The 23,845-nt window shown below is 36.1% G+C and carries 22 protein-coding genes, 2 tRNA genes and 3 pseudogenes; 14 read left to right on the forward strand and 13 right to left on the reverse strand.

Features of this window, described 5'->3' with window-relative positions:
* The first annotated feature begins 60 nt into the window (after positions 1-60).
* Complete coding sequence (locus OPR17_RS03080; protein WP_265022043.1) at positions 61-1,077, forward strand: NAD(P)/FAD-dependent oxidoreductase; 1,017 nt, start codon at positions 61-63, stop codon at positions 1,075-1,077.
* Positions 1,078-1,687: 610 nt separating this feature from the next.
* Positions 1,688-1,879, forward strand: coding sequence for a hypothetical protein (locus OPR17_RS03085; RefSeq protein WP_265022044.1), 192 nt, complete (start codon positions 1,688-1,690; stop codon positions 1,877-1,879).
* Here OPR17_RS03085 and OPR17_RS03090 read toward each other — a convergent pair.
* Genes OPR17_RS03090 through rpmF form a run of 3 tightly spaced genes read right to left on the reverse strand, consistent with a single transcriptional unit; the run spans position 1,832 to position 4,011 of the window.
* On the reverse strand, positions 1,832-2,788 hold the full coding sequence (locus OPR17_RS03090) for a beta-ketoacyl-ACP synthase III (protein ID WP_265022045.1): 957 nt from the start codon (positions 2,786-2,788) through the stop codon (positions 1,832-1,834). The genes OPR17_RS03085 and OPR17_RS03090 overlap by 48 nt on opposite strands.
* Entirely contained in the window at positions 2,781-3,818 is a 1,038-nt protein-coding gene (gene plsX, locus OPR17_RS03095; RefSeq protein ID WP_265022154.1) for a phosphate acyltransferase PlsX, read from the reverse strand. Before plsX ends, OPR17_RS03090 begins: the two co-directional genes overlap by 8 nt.
* Positions 3,819-3,828: 10 nt before the next feature.
* On the reverse strand, positions 3,829-4,011 hold the full coding sequence (gene rpmF, locus OPR17_RS03100) for a 50S ribosomal protein L32 (RefSeq protein ID WP_010962967.1): 183 nt from the start codon (positions 4,009-4,011) through the stop codon (positions 3,829-3,831).
* A gap of 348 nt (positions 4,012-4,359) precedes the next feature.
* Between rpmF and OPR17_RS03105 the strand changes: the two genes are divergently transcribed.
* The 5 genes and pseudogenes from OPR17_RS03105 (at position 4,360) to OPR17_RS03125 (ending at position 8,893) form a co-directional block, all read left to right on the forward strand.
* Entirely contained in the window at positions 4,360-5,142 is a 783-nt protein-coding gene (locus tag OPR17_RS03105) for an MlaE family ABC transporter permease (protein WP_265022046.1), read from the forward strand.
* Entirely contained in the window at positions 5,135-5,836 is a 702-nt protein-coding gene (locus OPR17_RS03110) for an ABC transporter ATP-binding protein (protein ID WP_265022047.1), read from the forward strand. Before OPR17_RS03105 ends, OPR17_RS03110 begins: the two co-directional genes overlap by 8 nt.
* A gap of 205 nt (positions 5,837-6,041) precedes the next feature.
* On the forward strand, positions 6,042-6,539 hold the full coding sequence (locus OPR17_RS03115; RefSeq protein ID WP_265022048.1) for a hypothetical protein: 498 nt from the start codon (positions 6,042-6,044) through the stop codon (positions 6,537-6,539).
* Between the two features lie 72 nt (positions 6,540-6,611).
* Entirely contained in the window at positions 6,612-7,775 is a 1,164-nt protein-coding gene (dxr, locus tag OPR17_RS03120) for a 1-deoxy-D-xylulose-5-phosphate reductoisomerase (protein WP_265022049.1), read from the forward strand.
* 207 nt (positions 7,776-7,982) lie between these two features.
* Positions 7,983-8,893: pseudogene (locus tag OPR17_RS03125) on the forward strand (Rpn family recombination-promoting nuclease/putative transposase).
* Positions 8,894-8,927: 34 nt separating this feature from the next.
* On the opposite strand, the gene OPR17_RS03130 reads toward OPR17_RS03125, so the two are convergent.
* A complete protein-coding gene (locus tag OPR17_RS03130; RefSeq protein WP_265022050.1) occupies positions 8,928-10,175 on the reverse strand; it encodes an IscS subfamily cysteine desulfurase in 1,248 nt (415 codons plus the stop codon).
* A 286-nt stretch (positions 10,176-10,461) separates the two neighbouring features.
* A complete protein-coding gene (tldD, locus tag OPR17_RS03135) occupies positions 10,462-11,880 on the reverse strand; it encodes a metalloprotease TldD (RefSeq protein ID WP_265022051.1) in 1,419 nt (472 codons plus the stop codon).
* A 62-nt stretch (positions 11,881-11,942) separates the two neighbouring features.
* Between tldD and OPR17_RS03140 the strand changes: the two genes are divergently transcribed.
* The 6 genes and pseudogenes from OPR17_RS03140 (at position 11,943) to OPR17_RS03165 (ending at position 15,477) form a co-directional block, all read left to right on the forward strand.
* Positions 11,943-12,027 (forward strand) — tRNA-Leu (locus OPR17_RS03140).
* Between the two features lie 70 nt (positions 12,028-12,097).
* Complete coding sequence (locus OPR17_RS03145) at positions 12,098-12,568, forward strand: hypothetical protein (RefSeq protein WP_265022052.1); 471 nt, start codon at positions 12,098-12,100, stop codon at positions 12,566-12,568.
* A 210-nt stretch (positions 12,569-12,778) separates the two neighbouring features.
* Positions 12,779-12,928 (forward strand): hypothetical protein, encoded by a 150-nt coding sequence (locus OPR17_RS03150; protein ID WP_265022053.1) that lies wholly within the window; start codon positions 12,779-12,781, stop codon positions 12,926-12,928.
* Positions 12,891-13,737: pseudogene (locus tag OPR17_RS03155) on the forward strand (IS982 family transposase); the annotation flags it as partial. The gene OPR17_RS03150 and the pseudogene OPR17_RS03155, both read left to right, overlap by 38 nt.
* 195 nt (positions 13,738-13,932) lie before the next feature.
* A complete protein-coding gene (locus OPR17_RS03160) occupies positions 13,933-14,463 on the forward strand; it encodes a hypothetical protein (RefSeq protein ID WP_406828675.1) in 531 nt (176 codons plus the stop codon).
* A 189-nt stretch (positions 14,464-14,652) separates the two neighbouring features.
* The gene (locus OPR17_RS03165) at positions 14,653-15,477 is read left to right on the forward strand and encodes a TomO hydrophobic C-terminal domain-containing protein (RefSeq protein ID WP_265022054.1); all 825 of its coding nucleotides are present in this window, start codon (positions 14,653-14,655) and stop codon (positions 15,475-15,477) included.
* Here the strand turns inward: OPR17_RS03165 and OPR17_RS03170 are convergent.
* From OPR17_RS03170 to OPR17_RS03180, 3 genes are read right to left on the reverse strand one after another with little or no spacing between them, the layout of a single operon-like run.
* Positions 15,422-16,354, reverse strand: coding sequence for a tyrosine recombinase XerC (locus tag OPR17_RS03170; protein ID WP_265022055.1), 933 nt, complete (start codon positions 16,352-16,354; stop codon positions 15,422-15,424). The two genes, OPR17_RS03165 and OPR17_RS03170, sit on opposite strands and share 56 nt — an antisense overlap.
* Before the next feature lie 2 nt (positions 16,355-16,356).
* Positions 16,357-17,727: a dihydrolipoyl dehydrogenase gene (gene lpdA, locus OPR17_RS03175; RefSeq protein ID WP_265022056.1), complete on the reverse strand. Its 1,371-nt coding sequence runs from the start codon at positions 17,725-17,727 to the stop codon at positions 16,357-16,359.
* A complete protein-coding gene (locus OPR17_RS03180; protein WP_265022057.1) occupies positions 17,720-18,829 on the reverse strand; it encodes an outer membrane protein assembly factor BamB family protein in 1,110 nt (369 codons plus the stop codon). Before OPR17_RS03180 ends, lpdA begins: the two co-directional genes overlap by 8 nt.
* Before the next feature lie 359 nt (positions 18,830-19,188).
* Between OPR17_RS03180 and OPR17_RS07630 the strand changes: the two are divergent.
* A pseudogene (locus OPR17_RS07630) lies at positions 19,189-20,115 on the forward strand (IS5 family transposase).
* A 106-nt stretch (positions 20,116-20,221) separates the two neighbouring features.
* On the opposite strand, the gene OPR17_RS03195 reads toward OPR17_RS07630, so the two are convergent.
* The 5 genes from OPR17_RS03195 to OPR17_RS03215 all read right to left on the reverse strand — a co-directional run bounded on the left by OPR17_RS03195 (position 20,222) and on the right by OPR17_RS03215 (position 23,753).
* Positions 20,222-20,308 (reverse strand) — tRNA-Ser (locus OPR17_RS03195).
* A 29-nt stretch (positions 20,309-20,337) separates the two neighbouring features.
* Positions 20,338-21,144 (reverse strand): DUF2163 domain-containing protein, encoded by an 807-nt coding sequence (locus OPR17_RS03200; protein ID WP_265022059.1) that lies wholly within the window; start codon positions 21,142-21,144, stop codon positions 20,338-20,340.
* Between the two features lie 68 nt (positions 21,145-21,212).
* Positions 21,213-21,455, reverse strand: a complete 243-nt coding sequence (locus OPR17_RS03205) for a type II toxin-antitoxin system RelE/ParE family toxin (protein ID WP_265022060.1) — start codon at positions 21,453-21,455, stop codon at positions 21,213-21,215.
* Between the two features lie 32 nt (positions 21,456-21,487).
* Positions 21,488-21,712 carry a ParD-like family protein gene (locus OPR17_RS03210; protein WP_265022061.1) on the reverse strand — a complete coding sequence of 75 codons (225 nt, stop codon included), beginning with the start codon at positions 21,710-21,712 and terminating at the stop codon, positions 21,488-21,490.
* Positions 21,713-21,824: 112 nt separating this feature from the next.
* Positions 21,825-23,753, reverse strand: coding sequence for a WD0745 family porin (locus OPR17_RS03215; protein WP_265022062.1), 1,929 nt, complete (start codon positions 23,751-23,753; stop codon positions 21,825-21,827).
* Positions 23,754-23,845: the final 92 nt, after the last annotated feature.

Below are 23,845 nucleotides of genomic sequence, written 5' to 3' on the forward strand. Positions count from 1 at the left end.
TTGTAAATTGACCTTGTTAGCAAAGAAAGCTAATATCTATAAATAGATCGCCATCTGAATATGGAAACCGATATCGTAATAATAGGTGCAGGGCCTGTTGGAATATTCACTGCTTTTCAAGCGGGAATGCTTGATATGAGATGTCATATAATAGATGTTTTGGATCAAGCAGGAGGACAATGCACAGCTCTTTACCCAGAAAAGCCAATATATGATATACCTGGTTATCCTGTAATTACTGCTCAAAAATTAATTGAGCAGCTAATGGAGCAAGCTTCGCCATTTAAGCCTGTTTACCATTTAAGTCAAAAAGTGGAAAAGATTTCAAACAACGAAGGTGAAAACTTTACTATCATAACGAACATAGGTACAGAGGTAAAATGCAAAGCCGTTATCATTGCTGCAGGTAACGGAATGTTTGAACCTAACCGTCCACCCTTGAATGGTATATTAGAATATGAAAATAAATCTGTATTTTATAGTGTAAATAAAATTTCTGATTTTCAGGACAAAACTATAGTCATTGCAGGAGGGGGTGATTCTGCGGCTGATTGGACTGTAGAACTTTCTAAAGTTGCAAAGAAAATTTATGTGATACATAGAAGAAAGGAATTTCGCTGCACTCCTGAAACTAGAAATAAATTAGAATCACTTGAAAATAATGGAAAGATAGAACTGGTAGTGCCATATCAATTACACGAACTAGTCGGAAATAGTGGGCAGTTGAGCGCAGTTATAGTAAAAAACATTGCCTCTAAGGAAGAAAAAGAAATATCCGCTGATTTTTTGCTGCCATTTTTTGGACTATCAATGAATCTTGGTCCAATAAACAATTGGGGTATACAGTTAGAACATAGCCGCATAATTGTCGACCCAGCTACACTTAGAACCAGTAGAGATAGAATATATGCAATCGGAGATATAGCTATTTATTCAGGCAAACTAAAGTTAATATTAAGTGGTTTTGCCGAGAGCGCCATGGCTTGTTATGATATATACAAAGTAATCCACAACTCTCCAGTCAATTTTCAATACTCGACTTCAAAGGGAATTCACGGAAAAGAAAAACTTACTTGACACCCTTCGCCAGCCCCCTTATTATGAAACTGAAGCTATTTATTTATCTTCGCAATCTGTGCAGGTTAATGACAAAAAACTTAGGGTATTTGGTGTCTCATGTTTAATTTTTCGCACTACGTGCATCGCATGTCTTTAAAAATTTTTAGGTTTTTACCTATATAAGCCGAAACGCGCTTACAAAGCGTTTAAGACAGCAAAAAACGTCAAATTGACAAGGGAGAATTTGAATGCTAGCTACTACGGGGTTTCTTTTGCCTTTTTTTCTGCTTAGTAAATTTCTTAAACACTTGCGGTGTAGGTTAGTTGCAAGTTAAAAGCAGCTAAATCGCTCTTAATCAAGCGTTTTAGAATAAAAAAACGCCGATATTTTAGTACATAGTAAATAGCCAACCACCACGGGGCTTCTTTTGCCTTTTTTTCGTTTGGTAAATTTCTTAAATATTTATGGCTAAACGACAACCGTCATCCCGCTGCTTGTTAGCGGGATCTAGAGATACCGCGAATGAATCGTGGTATGACGTAGGACTGCTGTCATTCCAGTGCTCCTTTTTTTGTCATCCGAGTAGCTGACACTGGGATCCAGGAAACTTAACTTTACACCAGGTGAATGTACAATAAGAACTGGATTCCAGACTGGAATGACACCGAAGGGGCTACTGGGATGACAAAAGGGGGCACTGGGATGACAGGAGAAAGAGGTACTGGAATGACAAGAGAGGGTACTTGGGTGACAGGAGGTAATGCAGGAAGTCTAATAGTGCAGCAACACGGAACCCCAGGTCAGGCCTGCACCTATTGAAATCAGCAGTACCAGATTTCCTGATTTTATTTTTGATTTTTGTATTGCATCGTCTAAGGACAGTGGAATTGATGCCGCTGAGGTGTTTGCATGCTTATCAACGGTGTTAATCACTTTCTCTATAGGAAAATCTAATTTCTTTACTACTGCTTCAATAATACGAATGTTTGCTTGATGGGGAATTAACCAGTCAATATCAGTAATTTTTAAATTGCTGCATCTTAGTGTTTCCTCTACTGAAGCTGTTAACTTATCCACTGCATGTTTAAACACTTCTCTTCCATTCATGCATATTTTTCCAGAATCACCAGTTGAGGATATCCCTCCGTTCGTACATAGTATGTCCACATTGCCATCAGAGTGTAAGTTTGTTGATATGATGCCGCTGCTACCCATTTCTGATTTTATTATCACTGCACCAGCACCATCACCAAAGAGTACACAAGTTGACCTATCTTCCCAGTCAACAATCCTAGACATTATTTCAGCACCAATAACGAGCGCATATTTTATTCTATTGTTAGATTTTATGAGCGAATCAGCAACTGTAACTGCATATATAAAACCAGAGCATGCTGCTTGTACATCAAAAGAAAATGCATTTTTACATTTTAACTTACTTTGTACAATCGTTGCACAGCTAGGCAAAGTTTTATCAGGTGTTGTTGTTGCAACTACAATTAAATTAATTTCATCTACTGAGATCCTCGCTTTTTCTATAGCACTTTTTGCTGCATTTACAGCTAGATCTGACGTTAATTCCCCTTCATCTGCTATATGCCTTTGAACTATTCCTGTTCTCTGCCTTATCCATTCATCGCTTGTCTCAACTATTGATGCAATTTCGTTGTTACTCAACATTTTTTTTGGTAGGTAAGATCCAGTGCTTAATATGAAACTCTTATTCAATATGACTTACCCCGTTAATTATCTTTTGATTTAAATTTTCACTAATTGCATTTACTGCAAATTTTATGGCATGGGCAAAAGAAATAGCATCAGAATTTCCATGACTTTTAATGATGATACCATTCAGCCCTAAAAACATAGCTCCACTTCTAATTTTGGGATTAAAACGCGTTAATGCTTTATTTAGTTTGGATTTTAACAATATACCAACAAGCATTTTCGCTATCCACGAGTTGAATACTTCCTGCTTTATTAGATTGATAAAGGTACTAGCGGTTGCCTCAGCCGTTTTGAGCATTACATTGCCAACAAAACCATCAGCAACAATCACATCTATATTACCCTCTAAAAATTCACTTGCCTCTATATACCCTTTGAAATTAATGCCTGGAGCGTTTTTAAGCAACTCAAAAGCGCCGCGCACTGAGTCATTACCTTTAACTTCTTCTGTACCGATATTTAGCAAAGCAACTTCAGGATTGTCAATTTTTAATGCTATTTTTGCAAATATACTACCCATTAACGCAAATTGAAATAATGAGTCAGCATTACAATCAACATTTGCACCAAGGTCAAGCAAAGCGAAGCTTTTTGTCTTAGTTGGACAGATAGAGGCAATAGCAGGACGATAAATATTTGGTAATGTTCCTAAAACAAATCTGGAAATTGCCATCAACGCTCCGGTGTTACCTGAAGATACCACTCCGAAAGCTTTACCTTCTTTCACTGCAACAATTGCAGCTTTCATACTTGAGTCTTTACGATGTCTCAGTGCAAAAGATGGCTTATCATTTGCAAGGACATTGTCAGAACAATGAGTAAACTCAGAATTGTTACTTACTTTTTTATATTTCAAAAGCAAAGGAGATACTTCTTCCTTATCTCCATAAATATGAAAAAAAACTTTAATGCCTGAGTCAACAAGGTTGTCTAAAAAAAAACCAGCACCCTGAATTACGGAAAGAGGCGCAAAATCGCCCCCCATAGCGTCAAGTGCAATAACTATATTATTATTGACCGTAGATAACATATCATAATAGTCATTCTGCCTGTTGCTTAATGAAAACTCGTTTTCCCTTGTAACTGCCATCGACTGCTACATTGTGAGGCAACATGAATTCCCCAGTTGTTGAACATACCACAACATTCTTAGGCTCAATAGCATGATGAGAACGATGCATATTACGCCTTGACTTTGACTTTTTTCTTTTTGGAACTGCCAAAACTTCCTCCATTCTACTACAAAATTCAATTCATTAGTAACATGTTTTTTACAGGAAGTAAACAGGGATAGTAAAATAAGTAAGGTTTGCTTACGTAATTGAGTTCTATAGCTAAAGTGGCTTAGGTTTACCTACAATTTGAAAAACCGTCATTCCGCTACTAGTTAGCGTAATCTATACCGCGAATGAATTGCGGTATGACGTAGGGAAACCTTTCTTGGGTTAAGCTTTAAATTAAAACATCAAGTATATTGAACTTAAAACATATCTCAGCTATACTTTGCGATAAAGTTAATAAAAATTTTAATAAAATCAGTAAGACTAACCTCTAGCTAAAATGAATACAAAGTGAGCTTTTTTGATATAAATAGTGTTAGAATAATTGGTAGGTGCTTTATCAATTTTTTGTTAAGGCTTGGTAGTGCATTCATATTTTTTATTCAATCTCTATACCACTGCCTTGTGCCGCCATATTATTTTAGCAACGTAGCAAGACAAATTATAGAGATAGGCTTTTTCTCTCTGCCAATTGTTGGGCTCACTGGAGTTTTTATAGGAGCGGCGATAGTTTTACAAAGTAGCTTGAGTGACCCATTAATTAACCAAGAACAGATAATACCCAAACTTGTCACGATCACTATCATTAAAGAGTTAGGACCAGTTTTGATCAGCTTAATAATGGTAGGAAAGGTTGGATCATCAGTTGCAGCAGAAATTGGTACGATGCGCATCACCGAACAAATAGATGCTCTTACAACTTTGAACATCAACCCTTTCAAATATTTAATTGTACCAAGGATTTTAGCGTCAATCATAGTATTTCCCATACTTACAGTATGTGCAGATCTAATAGGAATATTTGGAGGATATGTCACTGCAGTCTTCGAATTTAACCATAATCTAAATATATACATTAAATACACAGCTCAGTTCTTTAATACGTACGATTTTGTAACTGGGCTAGCTAAAGCAACTGCTTTTGGCGCCATAATTTCTGTCTCAAGTTGCTATTACGGTTACCATTGCAAAGAAGGTGCACGAGGAGTAGGTGTTGCTACAACATCAACTGTTGTTTTATCGTCCATACTGATCATTTTAGCAAACTACATGATTACTTTGATACATGCGTAACCCCATAATATCAATATCGAACTTAAGCTTATCTTTTGATGACAGGACAGTACTAAAAGATCTAAATCTTGATATATCAAAAGGGGAATCATTAGTCATACTTGGTGGCTCAGGAAGCGGCAAATCTGTACTAACAAAAACAATTATCGGCTTGCTTGCTCCAGACTCAGGGTCTGTTAAAATAAATAGTAAAAGCAAAAATAAATTTGGGGTTTTATTTCAAAATTCCGCTTTATTTGACTACGTTACAGTGTGGGAAAATATATCTTTTAATTATAAAAAGCGCTTTAATATCAGCAAAAAGGAGGCAAAACAGCTAGCAATCGAGAAGTTAAATGATGTTGGATTGGAAGAAAATATAGCAGATATGTTTCCAATAGAATTGTCAGGTGGAATGAAAAAAAGAGTAGCACTTGCAAGGGCAATTGCACACAACCCAGAAATCATCATATTGGATGAACCAACTTCAGGATTGGACCCAATTATGTCAGATATAGTAAACGAGATAATAATAAAATTATCTAGAGATCTTAACCCTACAATTATCACGATTACACATGATATTCATAGCGCATTTAAAATAGCTGATAAAATAGCAGTATTATATGAAGGGGAGATCATTTCCCATGGAACTGTTCAGGAAATACAAAATACTAATAACGAATATATAAAAAAATTCATTCATTATATATAGCTAAAGATATATACACTATTGCTAACAGTCATATTTTTAAGTTTTAACTTTGTAAAAGGTAGTGGACATTGGAATTCAGATTTTTTTCAAACTGGGTCCTATATAAGATAACAAAAATTGTTTGTATTAGCTATATTCAAAAGCTCTATTGATATTTTGCAATATTTGTGATAAAATAATAGCTTAAGGTTGAGAGTAAAAATTTATGAGTGAAGCTCAAGGTCCAAACATTGCAGAATGGCAAGCGCAGCAGCAACACCAAGAAGCCGCTGGTGAGAAAAGTGGTTTTGGTCTTGGTCATAGTGACTCTTTTTCAACAGTCGTGGATGGAATGAAATGGTTGTTCAACTTTCATGAAGGGGCGATTGCTGCTTATAATAATGTGTTTGAAAGTTTGGTGAGTGGCAGTAGTTTAGTAACACTGTTTGGAAAGTCAGGTAATATGTTTGGCATAAAATTTCTTGAAAGCATTGCAGAACATTTTTCAGGTGGAGGTGGGGAAGATATGCCATCAGAAGGAATGGATATGGCTCATGGTGATGATGGACATCACTCAGATGATTACCCTCATGCCAATAACGAAATAGCTCATAATGCTGATGGTTTGCAAGACATGCATGATGCAGGTGATCACCATGGTCAATCTTTTTCACCTGGTCCTTCACCATCTGTTGGCGATGACCACGGGCATGAACTTGGTTAAACGCTTAAAAACTATTGAATAGTTGGAAGAAGGCCTAATAAGAAAAGTTGCTGTTGTTATGAGTTTGTCTTAGTGAAAAAGGTTTCAGTTTTAGGATCAACAGGAAGTGTTGGAAAAAAGACTGTAGATTTGCTCTCAAAGAGAAGAGAAGAATACCAAGTGGAAGCACTAAGTGCCCATTCGAACTTTGCTCTACTGGCACACCAAGCAAAACTGCTGAATGCAAAATACGTTGCTATCTCCGATGAAAGGTTTTACAAAGATTTAAAAGAAAATCTACTTGGTACAGATATAAAAATAGCAATTGGTGCTACAAATATTGCTACCATACCTGTTGATCTCTCAGTTGTTGCAATAGTTGGCATTGCAGGCCTTGAGCCAGTTATGGAGGTTATAGAAAGCGGTACCAAAGTCATTGCATTAGCAAATAAAGAAAGCATTGTTTGCGGTGGAAAGTTATTACTTAAAAAAGCTAAAGAAAAAAACGTACAAATAATCTCTATTGACTCTGAGCACAACGCAATTTTTCAAATTTTGCAAAATGACGACAAATGCATAGAAAAGATCATACTTACTGCTTCTGGTGGACCATTCTTAAATTATAGTTCTGAGCAATTAAGAAATGTCATAGTAGATCAGGCGCTTAGTCACCCCACTTGGAATATGGGAAAGAAAATCTCGATTGATAGCGCAACAATGATGAATAAGGCACTAGAGATAATAGAAGCACATAACTTGTTTAACATCAGCCCGGATAAAATTGAAGCAATAGTGCATCCTGAGTCAATAGTACATGGAATTGTAACTTATAAGGATGGGTTCAACTTTGCTGTGCTTGCAGAGACTGACATGGCAATTCCCATTTTATATGCTTTGTCTTGGCCGGAAAGATCAGCTTTAAATCGTAAATTAGATTTAACAAAGCAAGGAAAATTGACCTTTCAAGAACCAGACCATAAGCGTTTTCCTGCGCTAAAGCTTAGCATGGCAGTGTTAAACTCTTCTGCTCCACAAACAAACAGTATTGTGCTCAATGCTGCAAATGAAATAGCTGTTAATGAATTTTTGAAGTCACGAATCGGCTTTTTAAAAATAGTAGAGGTAGTGGAATCAACAATGGAAAGTTTTGGTAGTTATACTGATATTAATTCACTATCTGATATAATAAATATTGATTATGAAAGTCGTATTATTGCTAATAAAGTTGTTGAAAGTAAAGTTGTTGCGTATAGCTAGAGTAATGTAACCAGACTGTATTCTGTGATTTTTTTTAGCAAAGCACGATGCACAATCGTCATTCCGCTACTAGTTAGCGGAATCTATGCCGAGATACCGCGAATGAATCGCGGTATGACGGTTCGCGGCGGCATAGCTATAGCTATCTTCAAAAATATGGTTGAATAATTGTGTGTATAATTATTAATATTTTTAAGCACTTTGGCTATGGCTTTATCTAAGTTTCTCGACCCTAAGCTGGACTTGACCTTCAAAAAAATATTTGGCACTGAAAAAATAAGAATATTCTCATACATTTTTTGAATGATATTTTAGGATTTACCGAGATAAATACTATACAAGAAGTGGAACTCCTCAGTACTATAATGGATCCTGAAATTGCATCTGATAAGCAAAGTATAGTTGATGTTCTTTGCAGGGATTCTAGTGGGGCCAGGTATGTGATTGAAATGCAGCTTACTCGCGATAAAGGCTTCGAAAAACGAGCTCAACTGTATGCTGCTAAGGCTTACTCAAGACAATTAGATAAATCTGGCAACTACATTGATTTAAAGAAAATCTTCTTTATTGCTATATCAAATTGTAACTTACTTCCTGAAGAAGTTGATTATATATCCAGCCACACTATAAGAGATGAGAAAACCAATGAGCATGACTTAAAAGATTTTCAATTTGTATTTATTGAACTACCTAAATTTCCTAAGAATAAGGAAGAACAGCTAGAAAGCATAGTGGATCGTTGGTTATTTTTCTTCAAATATGCAGATGAAACTACGGAAGAAGACTTAAGGAAAATAGCAGAAAAAGCACCGATAATAAAGTTAGCCTACGATGAATTAGACAGGTTTAGCTGGAATGAAAAAGATTTAGTAGCTTACGAGGAAAGAATAATGGATCTACGCAAAGAAGAAGCCATTCTTGAATACAGACTTGATCTTGCTACTGAAAAAGGCATCCAAATTGGCGAAGAAAGAGGCATCCAAATCGGTAAAGAGGAAGGGAAAATTGAAGTTGCAAAAGCAATGCTGGCTAATAATGTTGATGTCAACACTATTGTCAAGTTTACTGGCCTTTCTATTAGTGAGATTGAAGAATTAAGTGTGAACGGTACAGAGTAATTTCAAAGTGCATTTGCAGTTGGAACGGATACATTTAATGAGAGTCCCATTTCACGGTGTTCAAATCTACTCCTTCTTGTACCATCTCCCAAAGTGGGCTCATTTCTCTCAGTCGGCCAACATTTTTAGCAACAAGATCTGCTGCATACAAAACTTCTTCTCTAGTTGTAAATCGGCCTAGGCCAAATCTAATTGATGAATGCTCAAGGTCATGGTCATTATTTAGCGACCGTACTACATAGGAAGGCTCAAGAGACGCAGACGTGCACGCAGAACCAGAACTTACTGCTAAATCCTTGATTGCCATGATGAGAGACTCACCCTCAACATAGGGAAAGCTCAAGTTTAGGTTGCCAGGAATTCTATTTTCATAATCACCATTTAAAACGATATCAGGAAACGCTTCTTTTATCTTGTTATACAAAATATCCCTTAATTCTTCCACTCTAGTTGTTTCTTTTTTCATTTCTTCTCTAGCAATACGTGCCGCTTCACCAAAACTAACTGCAAGAGGTGTTGGAACTGTTCCAGAACGCATGCCTCTTTCCTGTCCACCACCACTAATTAGTGGTATCAGCCTAACACGAGGATTCTTTCTACGTACATATAATGCGCCTATTCCCATAGGTCCATAAATTTTGTGGCTAGAGAGACTCATGAGATCAATGCACATCTCATTAACATCAATTGGAACTTTTCCAAAGCTTTGAGCTGCATCTGTGTGGAAAAATATATTATGCTTTCTACATATTACACCAATTTCTTTGACAGGCTGAATTACTCCGATTTCATTATTTACCATCATCACTGAAACCAGGATTGTTTTATCAGTAATTGCTTCCTCAAGCTTTGATAAATCTATAATTCCGTTTTGCTTAACAGGCAAATATGTAACTTTGAAGCCTTCATTTTCCAGATGCCGACAAGAATCCAGAACACACTTATGCTCCGTGCAGACAGTTATTATATGATTTCCTTTATTTTTATAAAAGTGAGCAACGCCCTTGATTGCCGTATTATTTGACTCAGTTGCACCTGAGGTAAAGATAATTTCTTTGCTATCTGCGTTCACCAGATCAGCGATGTGTTTCCTTGCTTTTTCCACTGCTTCTTCAGCAGTCCAACCAAATGAATGGCTGCGAGAGTGTGCATTACTGAACTCACCAAAGTAAGGTATCATCACCTCTAAAACACGGGGATCTACTTTAGTAGTAGATTGATAATCAAGAAATATTGGTAATTTTATTTTAGCATCGTGTATTTTTTTACTTTCAACATTCATAAAGCTACCACGGAGACAAAATTTACAATTATTTTATAGCATTAAAACTTAATTTTTTCAAGATATAATCTTGCATCAAGTACAAAAGTGTCATCCAAGTAGCTGACACATAACTGTACGAACATTTATTTGCGAAAGCAGTGTGTTAAATGTTATAGCCAGTTTTGCCTCAAACACAAAGGCAGTGCCCAGACACTGGGATGACACCCTATTGGTGGCAATTGCTTCCAAATCACAATGTTTGTACAGCTGTGCGCCGTGCGCTGGAATCCGTTTTAGCCCTTATCTATATCTCAGTTCCACCAACAGTTATTGCGTCGACTTTGAGTGTCGGCTGACCAACTCCAACGGGCACATTTTGTCCATCTTTCGAGCATGTACCAACACCAGGATCTAACTTTAAGTCATTACCAACCATAGATACTTTTTTCAACACTGTTGGACCGTCACCAATTAGTGTTGCTCCTTTTACTGGCTGTGTAATTTTGCCATTTTCTATTAGGTAAGCTTCCGAAGATGAAAAAACAAATTTTCCTGACGTTATATCAACCTGCCCACCACCGAAATTTACTGCATATAGACCTTTCTTTACGCTAGATATTATTTCCTTCGGTGTATACTTTCCGGGTAACATATAGGTGTTTGTCATGCGCGGCATAATAACTTCTTTATAACTTTCTCTTCTACCATTACCAGTTGGGCTTACACCTATGAGTTTAGCGTTCATATGATCCTGCATGTATCCTTTTAGGATCCCATCCTCTATCAATATATTATAACTGGGTGGAGTGCCTTCATCGTCTACGCTGATAGAGCCGCGCAAATTGGGCAGAGTTCCGTCATCAACTACTGTGATGTCACTAGCTGCTACTTGTTTACCCACAGAATTTGAAAATGCTGAGACTTTTTTGCGATTGAAGTCGCCCTCAAGTCCATGACCCACGGCTTCGTGTAACAATATTCCTGGCCAGCCTGGACCTAAAACGACTGTCATTTCTCCGGCTGGAGTTGGAATTGCTTCAAGATTTACCAGTGCTTGTTCTAACGCTTGGTTTGCAACTTCTTTCCACTTTTTCTCAGAAATAAACTTACTATAAGAGTCCCTTCCACCATGCCCTGCAGAACCTCTTTCGGTACGGCCATCTTTTTCTACAATGACTAGCACATTAAAACGTACCAGAGGCCTGATATCGCTTAATCTGTGATCACCCTTTATTATTTGCACAACTTGCCATTCTCCACTTAGAGTTATTTTTACTTGCTTCACGCAGTTATTTTTGGACCTTACATACTCATTAACCTCATTGAGTAGCTTAATCTTTGAATTCAGATCCATTTCATTTATAGGGTTAATCCTCGAATATAGGCTTTTTGTCTCTTCGTTTAAATTTATTGAATTTGTCTCGTTTAAAGACACTGAGCTTTTTACCATAGAAGCAGCATTACTAATTTCTTTTTCGCTGATCTCAGAAGAACAAACGAAAGATGTACTATCTTCACAAAAAGACCTTAAACCAAATCCCCTTCTAGTATTCAAGTCCATGTGTTTTAATATGTTATCCTCAAAAACCAGGGACTCCGACTGGCAAAATTCTAGAAACAGCTCACCACCATCGCTATTGCTCAAAGCGTTATTGACTATTTTATATACGTTATTAATATTAACATTGTTTTGAGCAAAAAATATTTGATCTAGATTTGGCATTACCTTTGAACTAAAAATTGTTTAAGTATATTATTTAACTTTAACATAGTAAACTATAAAAAGCCCGGGTGGCGGAATTGGTAGACGCGCTAGCTTCAGGTGCTAGTAACTTTTTAAGTTGTGGAAGTTCAAGTCTTCTCTCGGGCACTCTTAGCTTCCATATTGCTTGTTGAATTAATTAATGCTATAATATAACGTATTAGGTAATATTTATGCTATGTATGGTGAAAAAGATAAGTTAGCCTACAGAAAGAAGGTACGAACTTACTCGAAACGCTTAGTTACTACACTATCTACTATCTCTTTCATTGGATACATAGCGGCATTGGTCTTGAGTATTCCTGTCTTAAGTCTGTATTCTAGTATTGCTGGCACTATATTCAGCGCACTTTCGTTTGCTTTAAATATATGGTCACTAAATGATCATTTCCTACAGAAGCAACTTGGTGTAGCAGGACAAAAAAAACTAACAAAGATCTGTCTTGATCTTACATCTAACGTTTCGTTTTTAATAGGAGGAATTGCATCTATATTGCCTCTCGAATCTCCTATCATTCCTTTTGTTTCTACTACCTTTTTTATTCTAGGCTGTGCCTTTATGGCAGCTAATATCGTTCGAACTGTGATTAGCGAACCACAGGCAGAAAAACCTACTGATGACCACTCCCTAGCTGCAGGAGCAGCTTAAGTATTAACTTATTTAACTTATACAGGAATATTAGTTATATCATTCCACTGAAGGAAGCCATTCAAAAGAGTTCAACGTAATTAGCGTCAAAAAAGTGTAAGCAGAAATTGTGGGCTTATTGGGGTAGGAGCGCTTAGTACTCCTACTTCCACATCAATTACTTGAATAATTGCTCAAGCTATCAAAATAAAAGTTTTTATTCAGTAATTTGTGTATAAAGGGTACTATTTTACTATTAACGCGAATTCTGGATTAAAGGAGAATAGAAAAGGCAGAAAACAGGGTAAACTCAGCAGTTATAAAAAAATAGATGAGGTTACCCATGGAAGACATAACAAAACTGTTTTGTTTGGTCGATGATTTTTGCAGAGATATAGAGAAAAATTTTGCAGGCAAACTACTGCCAAATGGTAAAAAACCCACAAGAACAACGGAAATTGAGCACTCTGAAATCATGACAATAATCCTGCTATATCAACAATCTCCGTGTAAAAATTTCAAAACTTTCTATCTACACTACCTAACGTTGCTCTACAAATCAGAGTTTCCAAAGTTGCCTTCATATACCAGGTTTGTTGCTCTAAAGCCTAGGGTTTTGTGGCATTTAGCAATGTTGTTGCATTGGCTTTGTGGACAGTCAGAAAACACTGGAATTTCATATATAGACACAACTCCCATTGCAGTTTGTCATGCAAAAAGAATATCCAAAAACAAAGTTTTTGCTGGAATTGCAAAATTAAGCAAGAGTACTTACGGCTGGTTTTTTGGTTTCAAATTACATATGGTAATCAATGAAAATGGTGAAATTCATGCACTTACGCTAACAAAAGGCAATGTTGATGATAGGATACCTGTGCCAAATTTGACGGAAAAATTAACCGGCCTTTTGTTTGGTGACAAAGGTTATATTGCAAAAGAGCTTTTTCAGAAGCTGTTTGACCGAGGTTTGAAACTTGTTACCAAGGTGAAAAAAGGTATGAAAAATACATTAATTTCGCTAAATGAGAAGATTTTACTGAGAAAAAGGTCTATGTTACCTAAAAAATAGACTAGAAATTGAACACACTCGCCATAGATCCCCTGTTGATTTCTTGGTTCATATCTTTTCTACTCTCATCTCCTATTCCATCAAATCCAAAAAGCCTTCTATTTCCTATACTTCCTTCCTTAATCCAGAATTCGCGTTAGATGCACCGACACAAAAGTTATTTAAAGCTATTGATGATGAAAACCTAGAAGCTTTTAAACAAGCTTTGGAAGGAGATGCGGATGTTAATGCGTTTGATGAAGAAGGCATGACACCTTTGATGTCTATTGCTAGAGCTTGTGATGTCACTTATGGTAGACAACCCATGTTAGAAAAAATGGCTAAATTGCTTATACAAAATAGCAGTATCGATATTAACGCTCGAAGTAGGGAATATGTTTATGAGGAAAGGCAAAAGAAAGACAGCCAAGGTCATGTAGTTTTTCAATACCTTGGAAAAGAAATAGTACGTGATGGTTTTTCGGGTTCCAAGCGCTTTACACTAAGAAATGGACGGGGATCAATAAACGCTAGTAAATTCAAGTACATTGATAGTAATGAAATAGTAACGAAAGATGATAATGAACCTATATGGTTTACTACTGATCATTTTGTAGGATATCATGAAGAAAATATTGGTTTCAAGGTTTTGACAGAAAGCTATGACGGTGTAAAGGAGGAGGTAAGGACACCCTTAATACAAAAAAATACAGCCCTACATATTGCTTGCCAAGTTGGAGCTAGAGATATGGTAAAAATATTGCTCACGCACCCAAATGCAAGCACTAATGTCAGAAATTATAAATATGAAAGCCCTGAAAATTGTATTGAAAGAGGTTCCGGAGATGTAATAAAATTGGAGTTTTAAAAAGCACAGGAAGGAAAAGAATTATTAGATGCTCTTTCTAGCGGAAATATTTACCAAGCGAAAAGACTATTAAATCAAGAGCTTAACCCTAATTGCTGGAAAAGAACCTACAATAAAGAAATAGAAACACCGCTTAGCTTAATTATCGAATCGTGTTTACGAGGAATAACACAAGATAACGAAGAAGTATTGACTAAACTTTTAAAACATAAAGACCTAGATTTTAGTCAAATAAAGCCAATACAAGATATAGAGAAAAATCCATGGGTGAAGCAAATAATTGAACAAGCCATTAAAGAGCGATTAACCGGTACTATTAATAGAAAAGATCTAGATGATGTAAAAGAATTGGTAAAGGATAATTGCTTCATAAATCGTGCAATTGTTACTGCTGCATTGAGAAATGCTAGTGAGCCAACTGAGTCCATTAAAAATTATCTAAATGAAAAATTTCCTGCAAGTGTGGAACAACCTGTGGCAAATACGAATAATATACCAGCAGGTTTTGAGCGAGCTTCTCAAGAAGTTGTAATTGAGCTTGAAAAAATAAAAGCTCAACTTGCAGAAACAGAGCAAGAGCTGGATAGTGCAAAGCAAGAGAAATTAAGTCAGCAAGCAAGGATTAGCCCTCTTACTAATCAAGTAGCTCGACTGACTGAAGAAAAAGATAGGCTTTCATCAGAAAATAGACGGCTCTGTACTGAAAGTCTGAGTAATAAAAACGAAAAACCCTCGCAAGCAATTTCTCCTGGTAAAAAACAAAGCAACTACGCTTCTGCTGCTTTTGTATTATCTGGAGCGTTTGCTGTTGGTGCATGTTTAGCAGTTTTATACGATTATCCAGTAATAGGTGCTTGTCTTACAGCAGTTGCACTAGTTCTTCTTTTAGTAGGATATTTTTTATACAAAGGAGATGAAAAAGACATAGGACCTGGTAGTGCCACAGATAATCCTCGAGTTACAAGGGTTTTGGCTTCTTCTCCAAACTTTGTTGGAAATTCTTATACATATTAAAAACATCTTGATAATTGAGGTGAGTGTAAACTTGAGTGGTCTCAAGACTCGAATGACCAAGCAGTTGTTGTATTGATCTTATGTCAATATCTTCCTGAAGCAAATGAGTAGCAAAACTATGACGAAATGCATGTGGAGATAAGATTTCTGGCAGATTTAATATTCTCCTTATTTTCTGCAAACGATTAGCCACATAAGTTCTTCCCAATTTTTTTCCTCTTACTCCTAAAAAAAGATATTGTGCTTCATCATTAATGCCAAGATAAGGACAGGTTTTTACATATTCCTGTATACATTTTTTTACTACCGGAAGAATGAATACCTGCCTTTGTTTATCTCCCTTACCTGTTACTATTAAACTTTCATTGTTAATATCACTAACCCTAAGGTTCAACGCTTCACTGATTCTTAAGCCTGTACCATATAGCAGGACGATAATCGCAATTTCTCTTTTTACCACCCAAGATTCGCCCAGGTCGGATAGTTTCATTTCTTTCAATAAAGTTTTTATATTAGATATTGAAAGTGCTTTGGGCAAAGTTCTTCTCTGAATTGGCCTTGATAAGGAAAATACAGCTTCATTGTCTATATTGTGGTTGTTTTTTATGTACTTGAAGAAATTTCTGATTACTGAGAGTGCTCGAGTGTTGGATCTTGCGTTTACACCTCTTGCGTAACGAGAGGTAAGCCAACTTCTTAACTCAGGTATGCTTAAATTTTTCAGAGTACCAACATCTACTTCTCCACCAATGTGAGTATTTAGGAAACTTAGAAGATCCTTCAAGTCCCTCATGTATGACTCTAAAGTGTTTGGTGAATAAGATCTGTTGCACCTCAGCCACTCATACCATTTTTCAATGATTGAACCGAGGTCCACGGTTATTTTTTAAAGAAAGCATCGATGCACGCATCTCGAAAGGCTTCATTTATATCAGGATGAGAGTGACAAATTCTATATATATCCTCTGCTGCTGCGCCATATGCCATTGCAACCGCTGCTTCGTTGATTAGCGTATCAGCGTATGCTCCTATGATATGCACACCTAGTATTGTATCTGCTCTGCTACAAGTCAGCACTTTCACGAATCCTTCAGCATCATCAGTGATTTTTGCTCTGCCATTTGCAGCAAATTGACACTTACCCACTTTGTATTCACGGCCAGCATTTTTGAGTTCCTCTTCGGTTTTACCAATCGAAGAAACCGCAGGGTGAGTGTAAATGACAGATGGTATGATTCCATAATCAACGTGAGGTACTTGCCCAGCGATTATCTCTGCAACTGCTACCCCTTCTTCCTCTGCTTTATGAGCAAGCATTGCTCCACCGATCACATCACCAATAGCAAATATTCCTTTCACATTAGTTTCATATCTGTTGTTAACTTGAACGAAACCACGACTGTCTTTCTCTATTTTTTCAAGACCCTCAGTGCATGGTTTGCGACCTACTGCAACCAGCACCTTATCTGCTTCTATAGTATTTGTTTGGTTATCTTGAGCAGAGCAAACTTTCACACTCAAAGAGTTACTACTTTGTTTTATCTCCTCAACTTTAGTGCTAAGTAAAAATTTTATTCCTTGTTTTTGTAGACTAGAAAGTAGAGACTTACTTAATTCTCCATCCATTGCTGCAGCGATTCTATCAAAAAATTCTACTACAGTGACTTCAGACCCTAGCCTGCTCCATACAGAAGACATTTCAAGCCCTATTGCCCCAGCTCCGATTACGACAAGTTTTTTTGGTACTTCAGTTAAAGATAATGCACCTGTTGATGAAATAATACTTTTCTCATCGATATTAATTCTTGGCAAAGAAATAACGTCAGAACCGGTTGCAATTACTATATTTTTTGCCTTTAACGTCTTTTCTTCAACTGAAACTTCAAGATTACCTTGGTCAAAAGAAGCAAGCCCATTGATTTTAGTGATTTTGTGAAGGTTAAACAGATATTCTATACCTTTTCCAAGTTCCTGAACTCTGGCGTCCTTATAGCCTAGCATGTCTTTTAAGTCGAAACTTGCGTCCTTAATTTTTATGCCAAGCTTCGACAGATCATTTTTCGTGTGAGCATACTGATAGGAAGAGTGGAGCAATGCTTTGGAGGGTATGCACCCAACTCGCAAGCATGTACCACCAAAAATGCTATTTTTATCTATACAAGCAACTTTCAATCCAAGTTTTGCAGCAGCGATAGCACACTTATAACCACCTGGACCACCACCTATAACAATCAGGTCATAATCAATCATAAAGAACAAACCTATTTTCTAAAGAATAAACACCATTCTTCTCAGTTGTTACATATATCTTATTGCGAGTAAACACTGGAGTGTGAAACACATTACCGGGTACTTTGACTACCTTTCCTGCACTTTCAGATCCCGGAAAAGCAAACATTGAACCTTTATTGCTTGTCACCCACAGTGTATGGGCATGCATAATTGGAGCAAATAGTTGCGTATTTTCTATTAAATCAGATGCCCAGACTATTTCTCCATTTTTTATATCCAGGCCAATTATTTTATCATCTTTAGTAACTATAAAAATTCTTCCGCCTTCTTTTTGCTCCTTTGGAGGAATAAGAGGACTATAATATGACTCAATGTCTGATACACTTTTTACTTGCAGTGACTTTGACCATAAAATATTTCCTGATTTCACGTCAATGCTATAAATATAAGAATTATTTGTAGCTATTAAAGTATCGCCAAGCACTCTCGGTGTAGTAGTTACATCTGTGAGCTGTGTATCCAAAAGGTTTGTAGCCAATTTTTGGCTCCACAATTTTTTACCGTCTTCATTAAAAGCTATTAACTCACCATTTGAAAATGGTGCTATTATTTTATCATTAGAAATTGCTGGCGATATGGAATACAAACCTCGAACCTCATTGATGCCGTTTTGATAAGTCCAAACGAAGCTGCCATCTTTTATATCAAACACGTACAGATAATTATCAATAGTCAATACTACCAATTTATTGTTTATTACTGCTGCTTTCCCTCTTACTGGAGCTCTCAATTCTTTTTCCCACTGAATCTCGCCGGTTTTTGCATCTATTGTGTGTAGAACGTTATCCACTATAAAGAAAACGTTTCCTCTTTGACGCAATAGGCTCATGTTACTAATTTTTTTTCTGTGTGAGAGGTGTAATTTCCAATTCATAGCCTTTGAGTTATCAATATCAAAGGAATATAAAGCGCCGTGCTTGTCTGGTAAAATAATGCTATTTTCTGTAAGCACTGGAGCTACATATCCTTGAGATAGTTTTTTATCCACTAGACTTATTCGCTCGCTTGCCATTGTGTAACTGCTACACAATAACATTATCATGACAATTATTACTTTCATTATTTATTGAAAACAAGATTCATTAATATACATCTTAAGAACCTTAATTACAACGGAAATGTTCTTGCTGCATGTTAAAAACGTTGATTTATGAACGAAATATTATATTATTATGTGAGATAATGTATATTCTTAGAGGTAGTACACCTCATCCACTATGCAGCAACGTGCATAGCTCTATGAACATTGAGATATAAAAGTAATTTATACCAAGAAGAAAGATGTCATCCAAATAGCCTCTTTTCCTGTCATCCCAGTGCTTGACACTGGGATGGCTTTGTTGCATAGCAACTGAAAAAATCTGGTGGCTACTGACAAAATTCATTATAAAATAGCCATTTAACCGCTTAAGGAAAAATATGCCACAAAAAATGAGAGTCAGTAACTGCCATGAATATAACAAATTTCTAGAAAAAAGAGGAAATATTTTTCGTTACATCGATAAAGCTATCGAAAATTGGTATGAAAATAGTCCAAAAATGCAGGGCGGCAACTATATTTATAGTGATAAAGTTGTGATTTTAGTGCATATAATCGTTAATCTTTTTAGAATTGGCTTAAGACAAACAGTCGGATTTATAAAAGGATATTTGCAACAAATAGGAAGAGATTTGGCAGTTATCAGCTATTCGCAAGCTTCAAAAAAAACTTAATATTAAGATCAATGATTGCAGAATTGATAAAAATAATATGGAAGATATCGAAATTGCCATAGATAGCACAAGCATCAGCATTTATAACAACACACAGCAAGGAAAATAGCGCTGACAGAAAATATCGCGGCTATGAACAGACAAGAAAATTGCATGTAATGTTGAATATAAACAGCAAAAAAGCCATAGCTGCAAAATACAGTAACGGTCTGATCACTATGGAGCTTGCGATTTGCTTAAAGGAGTTAATTTTCAGCATGCCATAAAAGCACTATATGCAGACAGAGCATATGACAGACATAAACTCTATAAATTGTGTGATGAATGCGGCATAAAGACAAAAATTCCTCCAAAAAAACAATGCAGCAGAGCATCCAAAGTATGGCAGAGAGAAATGCTGCAATTAGACTAATAAAGTCATACAGCGAAGATGGAATGAAGAGGTGGAAAAGGCAAACAAACTACGGAAAAAGATCTTATGTAGAAAGTTTTTTCTCGCGACTGAAACAAACATTCGGGTTTAATTTTCGGAATAAATCTGAAATTAATCGTGGGAAGGAACTGCTACTCAAGTGTTATTTGCTTAATCAATTTACTGACATTGGTATGGCTAAATTTGAAATGGCTACATGAATTTATCGTAAATTACCACCGCATAGTTGTAACATTGTACCATATTACAATGTTCGTACAGTTGTGTGCGCGACCGAGGGTTTTATACTATTCTAGAAGTAACATACGGAAAAGGGGGGATTTGAACCCCCGACATATTTTCATATGTGCACGCTTTCCAAGCGTGTGCTTTAGACCACTCAGCCACCTTTCCATGTATTCATGATATTGAAAATTGTGCTGCTAAACAATATAAAAACCTGGTATATAGGGTTCACCACGAAAATTCACAGTATTGTTAAACTTGCTTCTGCAAGTTGGAAATGTTTTATCGCAACCTGCAAGTATTGAATATTTATCTCCAGCAAAAATTTTGTATGAAGGCGAAGTAAACAACGTAACTACTTTATTTTTATATTCTTTTACTACACCTTCAAACGCTGTTGAGCCAAAGAATTTCACTACTCCGTGCTTATAATATTCATCACTCTCAGTTAAATTCGTGTCTTCAAATCTTCTTTCGTCTATTACTTTAGTGATTGTACTTATTTTACTAAATTTTTTAGTATCGGCTTTACATTTATCATCGCAAAATTGTGCTCTGCATGCAGGAGAGTATAATTCTGCTATGCTTCTCTCAAGCTTTGTCGCAAGCCCTCTAATTTCAACAATAAATCTTCCACTACTTAATGTCACTTTACCAAAAGTTCCTGAATGTAGATTCATTGTCCCCTGGGTCAAGTCTTTATAATTCACAAGAAATATCTCAATATTTGCAAAGTCGTACTTTCCTGATAAAACATCTTCTTCTTTAATATCAACACTATTTAATATCCCTTCAATTTCTAGATTATCAGTTTTTAAATCGCTGTTTAATATTATACTACTGGCTGTAAATCCACTTGAAGATTTATAGAGTATATTATCAATATTTAAATCTTCATCATAGTCAGTGAATCCCATTACTTCTCCACCTGCGAGCTTTAATTTCCAGCACGTAGCGGTGGTAAGTAATTCTCCAGCTAAATGATTTTTTAGTGTGGTTTGCATAGGGGCCTCCTATAAATAATGGTAGAGAAAAATAAGTAGTAGCTACAATGATCGCTAATAAATCTCATCTATATTCGTTTCTTCAAATCCCTATAAAAATTCTCATGTGGAGCAAGAGCAAGAAGTGTTAATTCATTATTTTGTTCATTATAAAAATAAGCTAACAAAGTAAGTTGATTAAAAATAGAGAATTTGTATACACGAACACCTGCAAGGTCACCTGACTTTAGTTCTCCGATACATGAATTATCTTGAATTTGCTTGATAGCTTCTTCAAGTTTAGGTAGTTGATTGTTATGCAGCTTTTTCATTGACCGCTTAAAAGTGTTGGTGAGAAGAACCTTCAAAATTTTGTAGATTTATACTCCTCAACATCACCTAATTTAGCATCTTCAATTCCTGAAAGGATTTCTTTAATGACATTATAACTTAGCTCAGGGTTGTTTTCAACAACTTGACCAATTTTAGCCCAATGCTCAATTTGCTGCGGTACAGAACGATTTTGTAACATGGAATGGGACTGTACTATTTCCTCAAATTCTCCATCAAGATTTACTGTTATATCCATGATATTGTTACTTCTACTTTAAGCTATTATACCATATATTGGAAATTTTTTCAATATAAAATTTTCATCTGGAAATACACACCACATTCAAGCTGTGGTGTGTACTGGCTGGTTAGAAAGAAAACTTCACACCAGTGAGCAGAAGAACTCCTTGGTTAGAAGGTATATCAGCACCATCTTTATCTTTCAGCGCACCTTTTTCGTCAGTCATAAAATAATGGAGAGCTGCATAAGGAACAAATTTGCTCTTACTGCATGCAGGAGAAAGATCATATTGAACGCCAAGTGCACCATCGTGAAGCATATCTCCATCATTCATTTTACTGCCAAAGTATGTCAAGCTTGTGTAGATATTCTTATATTGATAACCAGCCCCTGCAGTCCAATACATGGTATTGTTATCGAATTGAGCTAAGCCTGTAATTCTTTTATACTCTTCATTGTCCTGACCTTGAGGATTCTTTTTAGGAATTTGTATATAGTGATCATTAGTATCTTTGATTTTAATATCCTTTGGTTGACCAGATTTGCCCAAATATGCAAAAGAAGCAGCAAATTTTACACCTTGGTCTTCATTAATCTTATAGTCAGCACTTATACCCAAATTCACACCCATTAGGTCATTATACTCCGTAAATTCTTTATAAAGATGCTTATCTTTATTTGATTCTTTTGCCTGACCATACTCACCAACCACAGAGGTTTTAACTTTTATATTATGTTTACTAAAGTCATATTCATATGATGTACCAGCACTTACTATGTGCTCATAATCTGGACCGATATGTCTTATATCATTACCCTCCTTCACAAAAAATAAACTACTATCATAGCGAGGTGAGTAGCTAATACCAAATCTTGCACCCATATAATTTGGTGAGTAGTAAGCAGCTCTAAACGGCAGTGTAGTCATAACATCTTTGTTGTATTTCCCTGCCATACGGAAGGAAAGTTTTTCACTCTCGCTTGAGAAGCTTTCAGTGTAAAGACGTGGTGTTACGTAAAATGGAAAATTTGCAGCACTTCCTTCTAAATTCACTTTTCTGAACCAGTCATTATCTGCAGCCCCGTCGACAGTTGCAATTCTTGTTGCATCAAGTCTCATCAGAGCCTCAGGACCAAATTGGTAACCAAGCTTCACGTCACCATATTTTGAACTCAAAAACACATGTGCACTTCTGCCCCTTGCAGCATTCACACCTTGTGATGCTCCCTTACCTTCAGTAACTGGGACATGAAACTGCACATCAGCACCATAAAGAAGTCCTAAATCTTCATTTTTGTTTTCAGCTCTTAGGTGCAATATTGCATCCGAAATCATACCCATGCTTTCGCTATAATCACCAATATTTCCTATTCCCCCAGGGAATATTGGATTTGCTCCTTTTATGTTATTTTGAGCATTGTTGAAATAATCTGTAGATTTGCCCGGCATAATGTTATAACGCTTATCACCAATTATTCCAGGTTTGCCATGGCTTTGAGCATCAACAACACCACCGAAAGTTATTCTTAAGCCATCTTTTCCTTGGTTAGTGTCGATAATATCAACCCCACCAACTGAAACAACAGGATTTGCCTTAACTTTTTCCTCTGTATTTTTGTTAATAACTTTTACATCCTTCTTTACATCTTTAGCTTTAATTTTAGCATTCTTAGTTTTTGAAACTTTACCTTTTTCTATATTAGAATTCTTAGCATTTAGAGCTTTTGCTTTTGAATCCTCTATAAGCTTTGCTTTTTTCTCATTTGCTAGCCTGATCTCCTCTTTTTTCTTCTGCTCGGCTGCTAATCTTAGCTCCTCTTTTTTCTTAAGCTCTTCAGCTTTTTTTCTTGGATCAGCATTACATATTCTGTCCATCTTTTCTTTCAGTTTTTTATTTGATGTTTTCATAACTTCTGTTTTTCCAGAAGTTTTTGTGCTCTCTTGCTTTTTTATTTCCTTCATACTCTCATCAGGAAAGTCAGCTGCAAAACTGCTGAAAGAACATAAAGTTAATAAAGAAACCAGAGCAGTTCTAGTATATATAGACTTTTTCATGAAGTGCCCCCAAAAAATTTCGAAATCATATCTTAAATGTAAATAGTATAAAAATGTTGAAAATTCAACTTAAAGCAACCTTATAACGAAAA

Origin of the sequence: Wolbachia endosymbiont (group A) of Icerya purchasi, from assembly GCF_947251635.1 — a bacterium.
Lineage (GTDB): Bacteria > Pseudomonadota > Alphaproteobacteria > Rickettsiales > Anaplasmataceae > Wolbachia > Wolbachia pipientis.

Coding starts and splice junctions, on each gene's coding strand:
- OPR17_RS03205 (WP_265022060.1), bottom strand. CDS start 21,455: ATGAAAAAGCTGCATAACAATCAACTACCTAAACTTGAAGAAGCTATC.
- OPR17_RS03160 (WP_406828675.1), top strand. CDS start 13,933: ATGGCTAAATTGCTTATACAAAATAGCAGTATCGATATTAACGCTCGA.
- OPR17_RS03130 (WP_265022050.1), bottom strand. CDS start 10,175: ATGAATGTTGAAAGTAAAAAAATACACGATGCTAAAATAAAATTACCA.
- OPR17_RS03085 (WP_265022044.1), top strand. CDS start 1,688: ATGTACAATAAGAACTGGATTCCAGACTGGAATGACACCGAAGGGGCT.
- tldD (WP_265022051.1), bottom strand. CDS start 11,880: ATGCCAAATCTAGATCAAATATTTTTTGCTCAAAACAATGTTAATATT.
- plsX (WP_265022154.1), bottom strand. CDS start 3,818: ATGTTATCTACGGTCAATAATAATATAGTTATTGCACTTGACGCTATG.
- OPR17_RS03110 (WP_265022047.1), top strand. CDS start 5,135: ATGCGTAACCCCATAATATCAATATCGAACTTAAGCTTATCTTTTGAT.
- OPR17_RS03200 (WP_265022059.1), bottom strand. CDS start 21,144: ATGCAAACCACACTAAAAAATCATTTAGCTGGAGAATTACTTACCACC.
- lpdA (WP_265022056.1), bottom strand. CDS start 17,727: ATGATTGATTATGACCTGATTGTTATAGGTGGTGGTCCAGGTGGTTAT.
- OPR17_RS03210 (WP_265022061.1), bottom strand. CDS start 21,712: ATGGATATAACAGTAAATCTTGATGGAGAATTTGAGGAAATAGTACAG.
- OPR17_RS03215 (WP_265022062.1), bottom strand. CDS start 23,753: ATGAAAAAGTCTATATATACTAGAACTGCTCTGGTTTCTTTATTAACT.
- OPR17_RS03115 (WP_265022048.1), top strand. CDS start 6,042: ATGAGTGAAGCTCAAGGTCCAAACATTGCAGAATGGCAAGCGCAGCAG.
- OPR17_RS03180 (WP_265022057.1), bottom strand. CDS start 18,829: ATGAAAGTAATAATTGTCATGATAATGTTATTGTGTAGCAGTTACACA.
- OPR17_RS03145 (WP_265022052.1), top strand. CDS start 12,098: ATGTATGGTGAAAAAGATAAGTTAGCCTACAGAAAGAAGGTACGAACT.
- OPR17_RS03080 (WP_265022043.1), top strand. CDS start 61: ATGGAAACCGATATCGTAATAATAGGTGCAGGGCCTGTTGGAATATTC.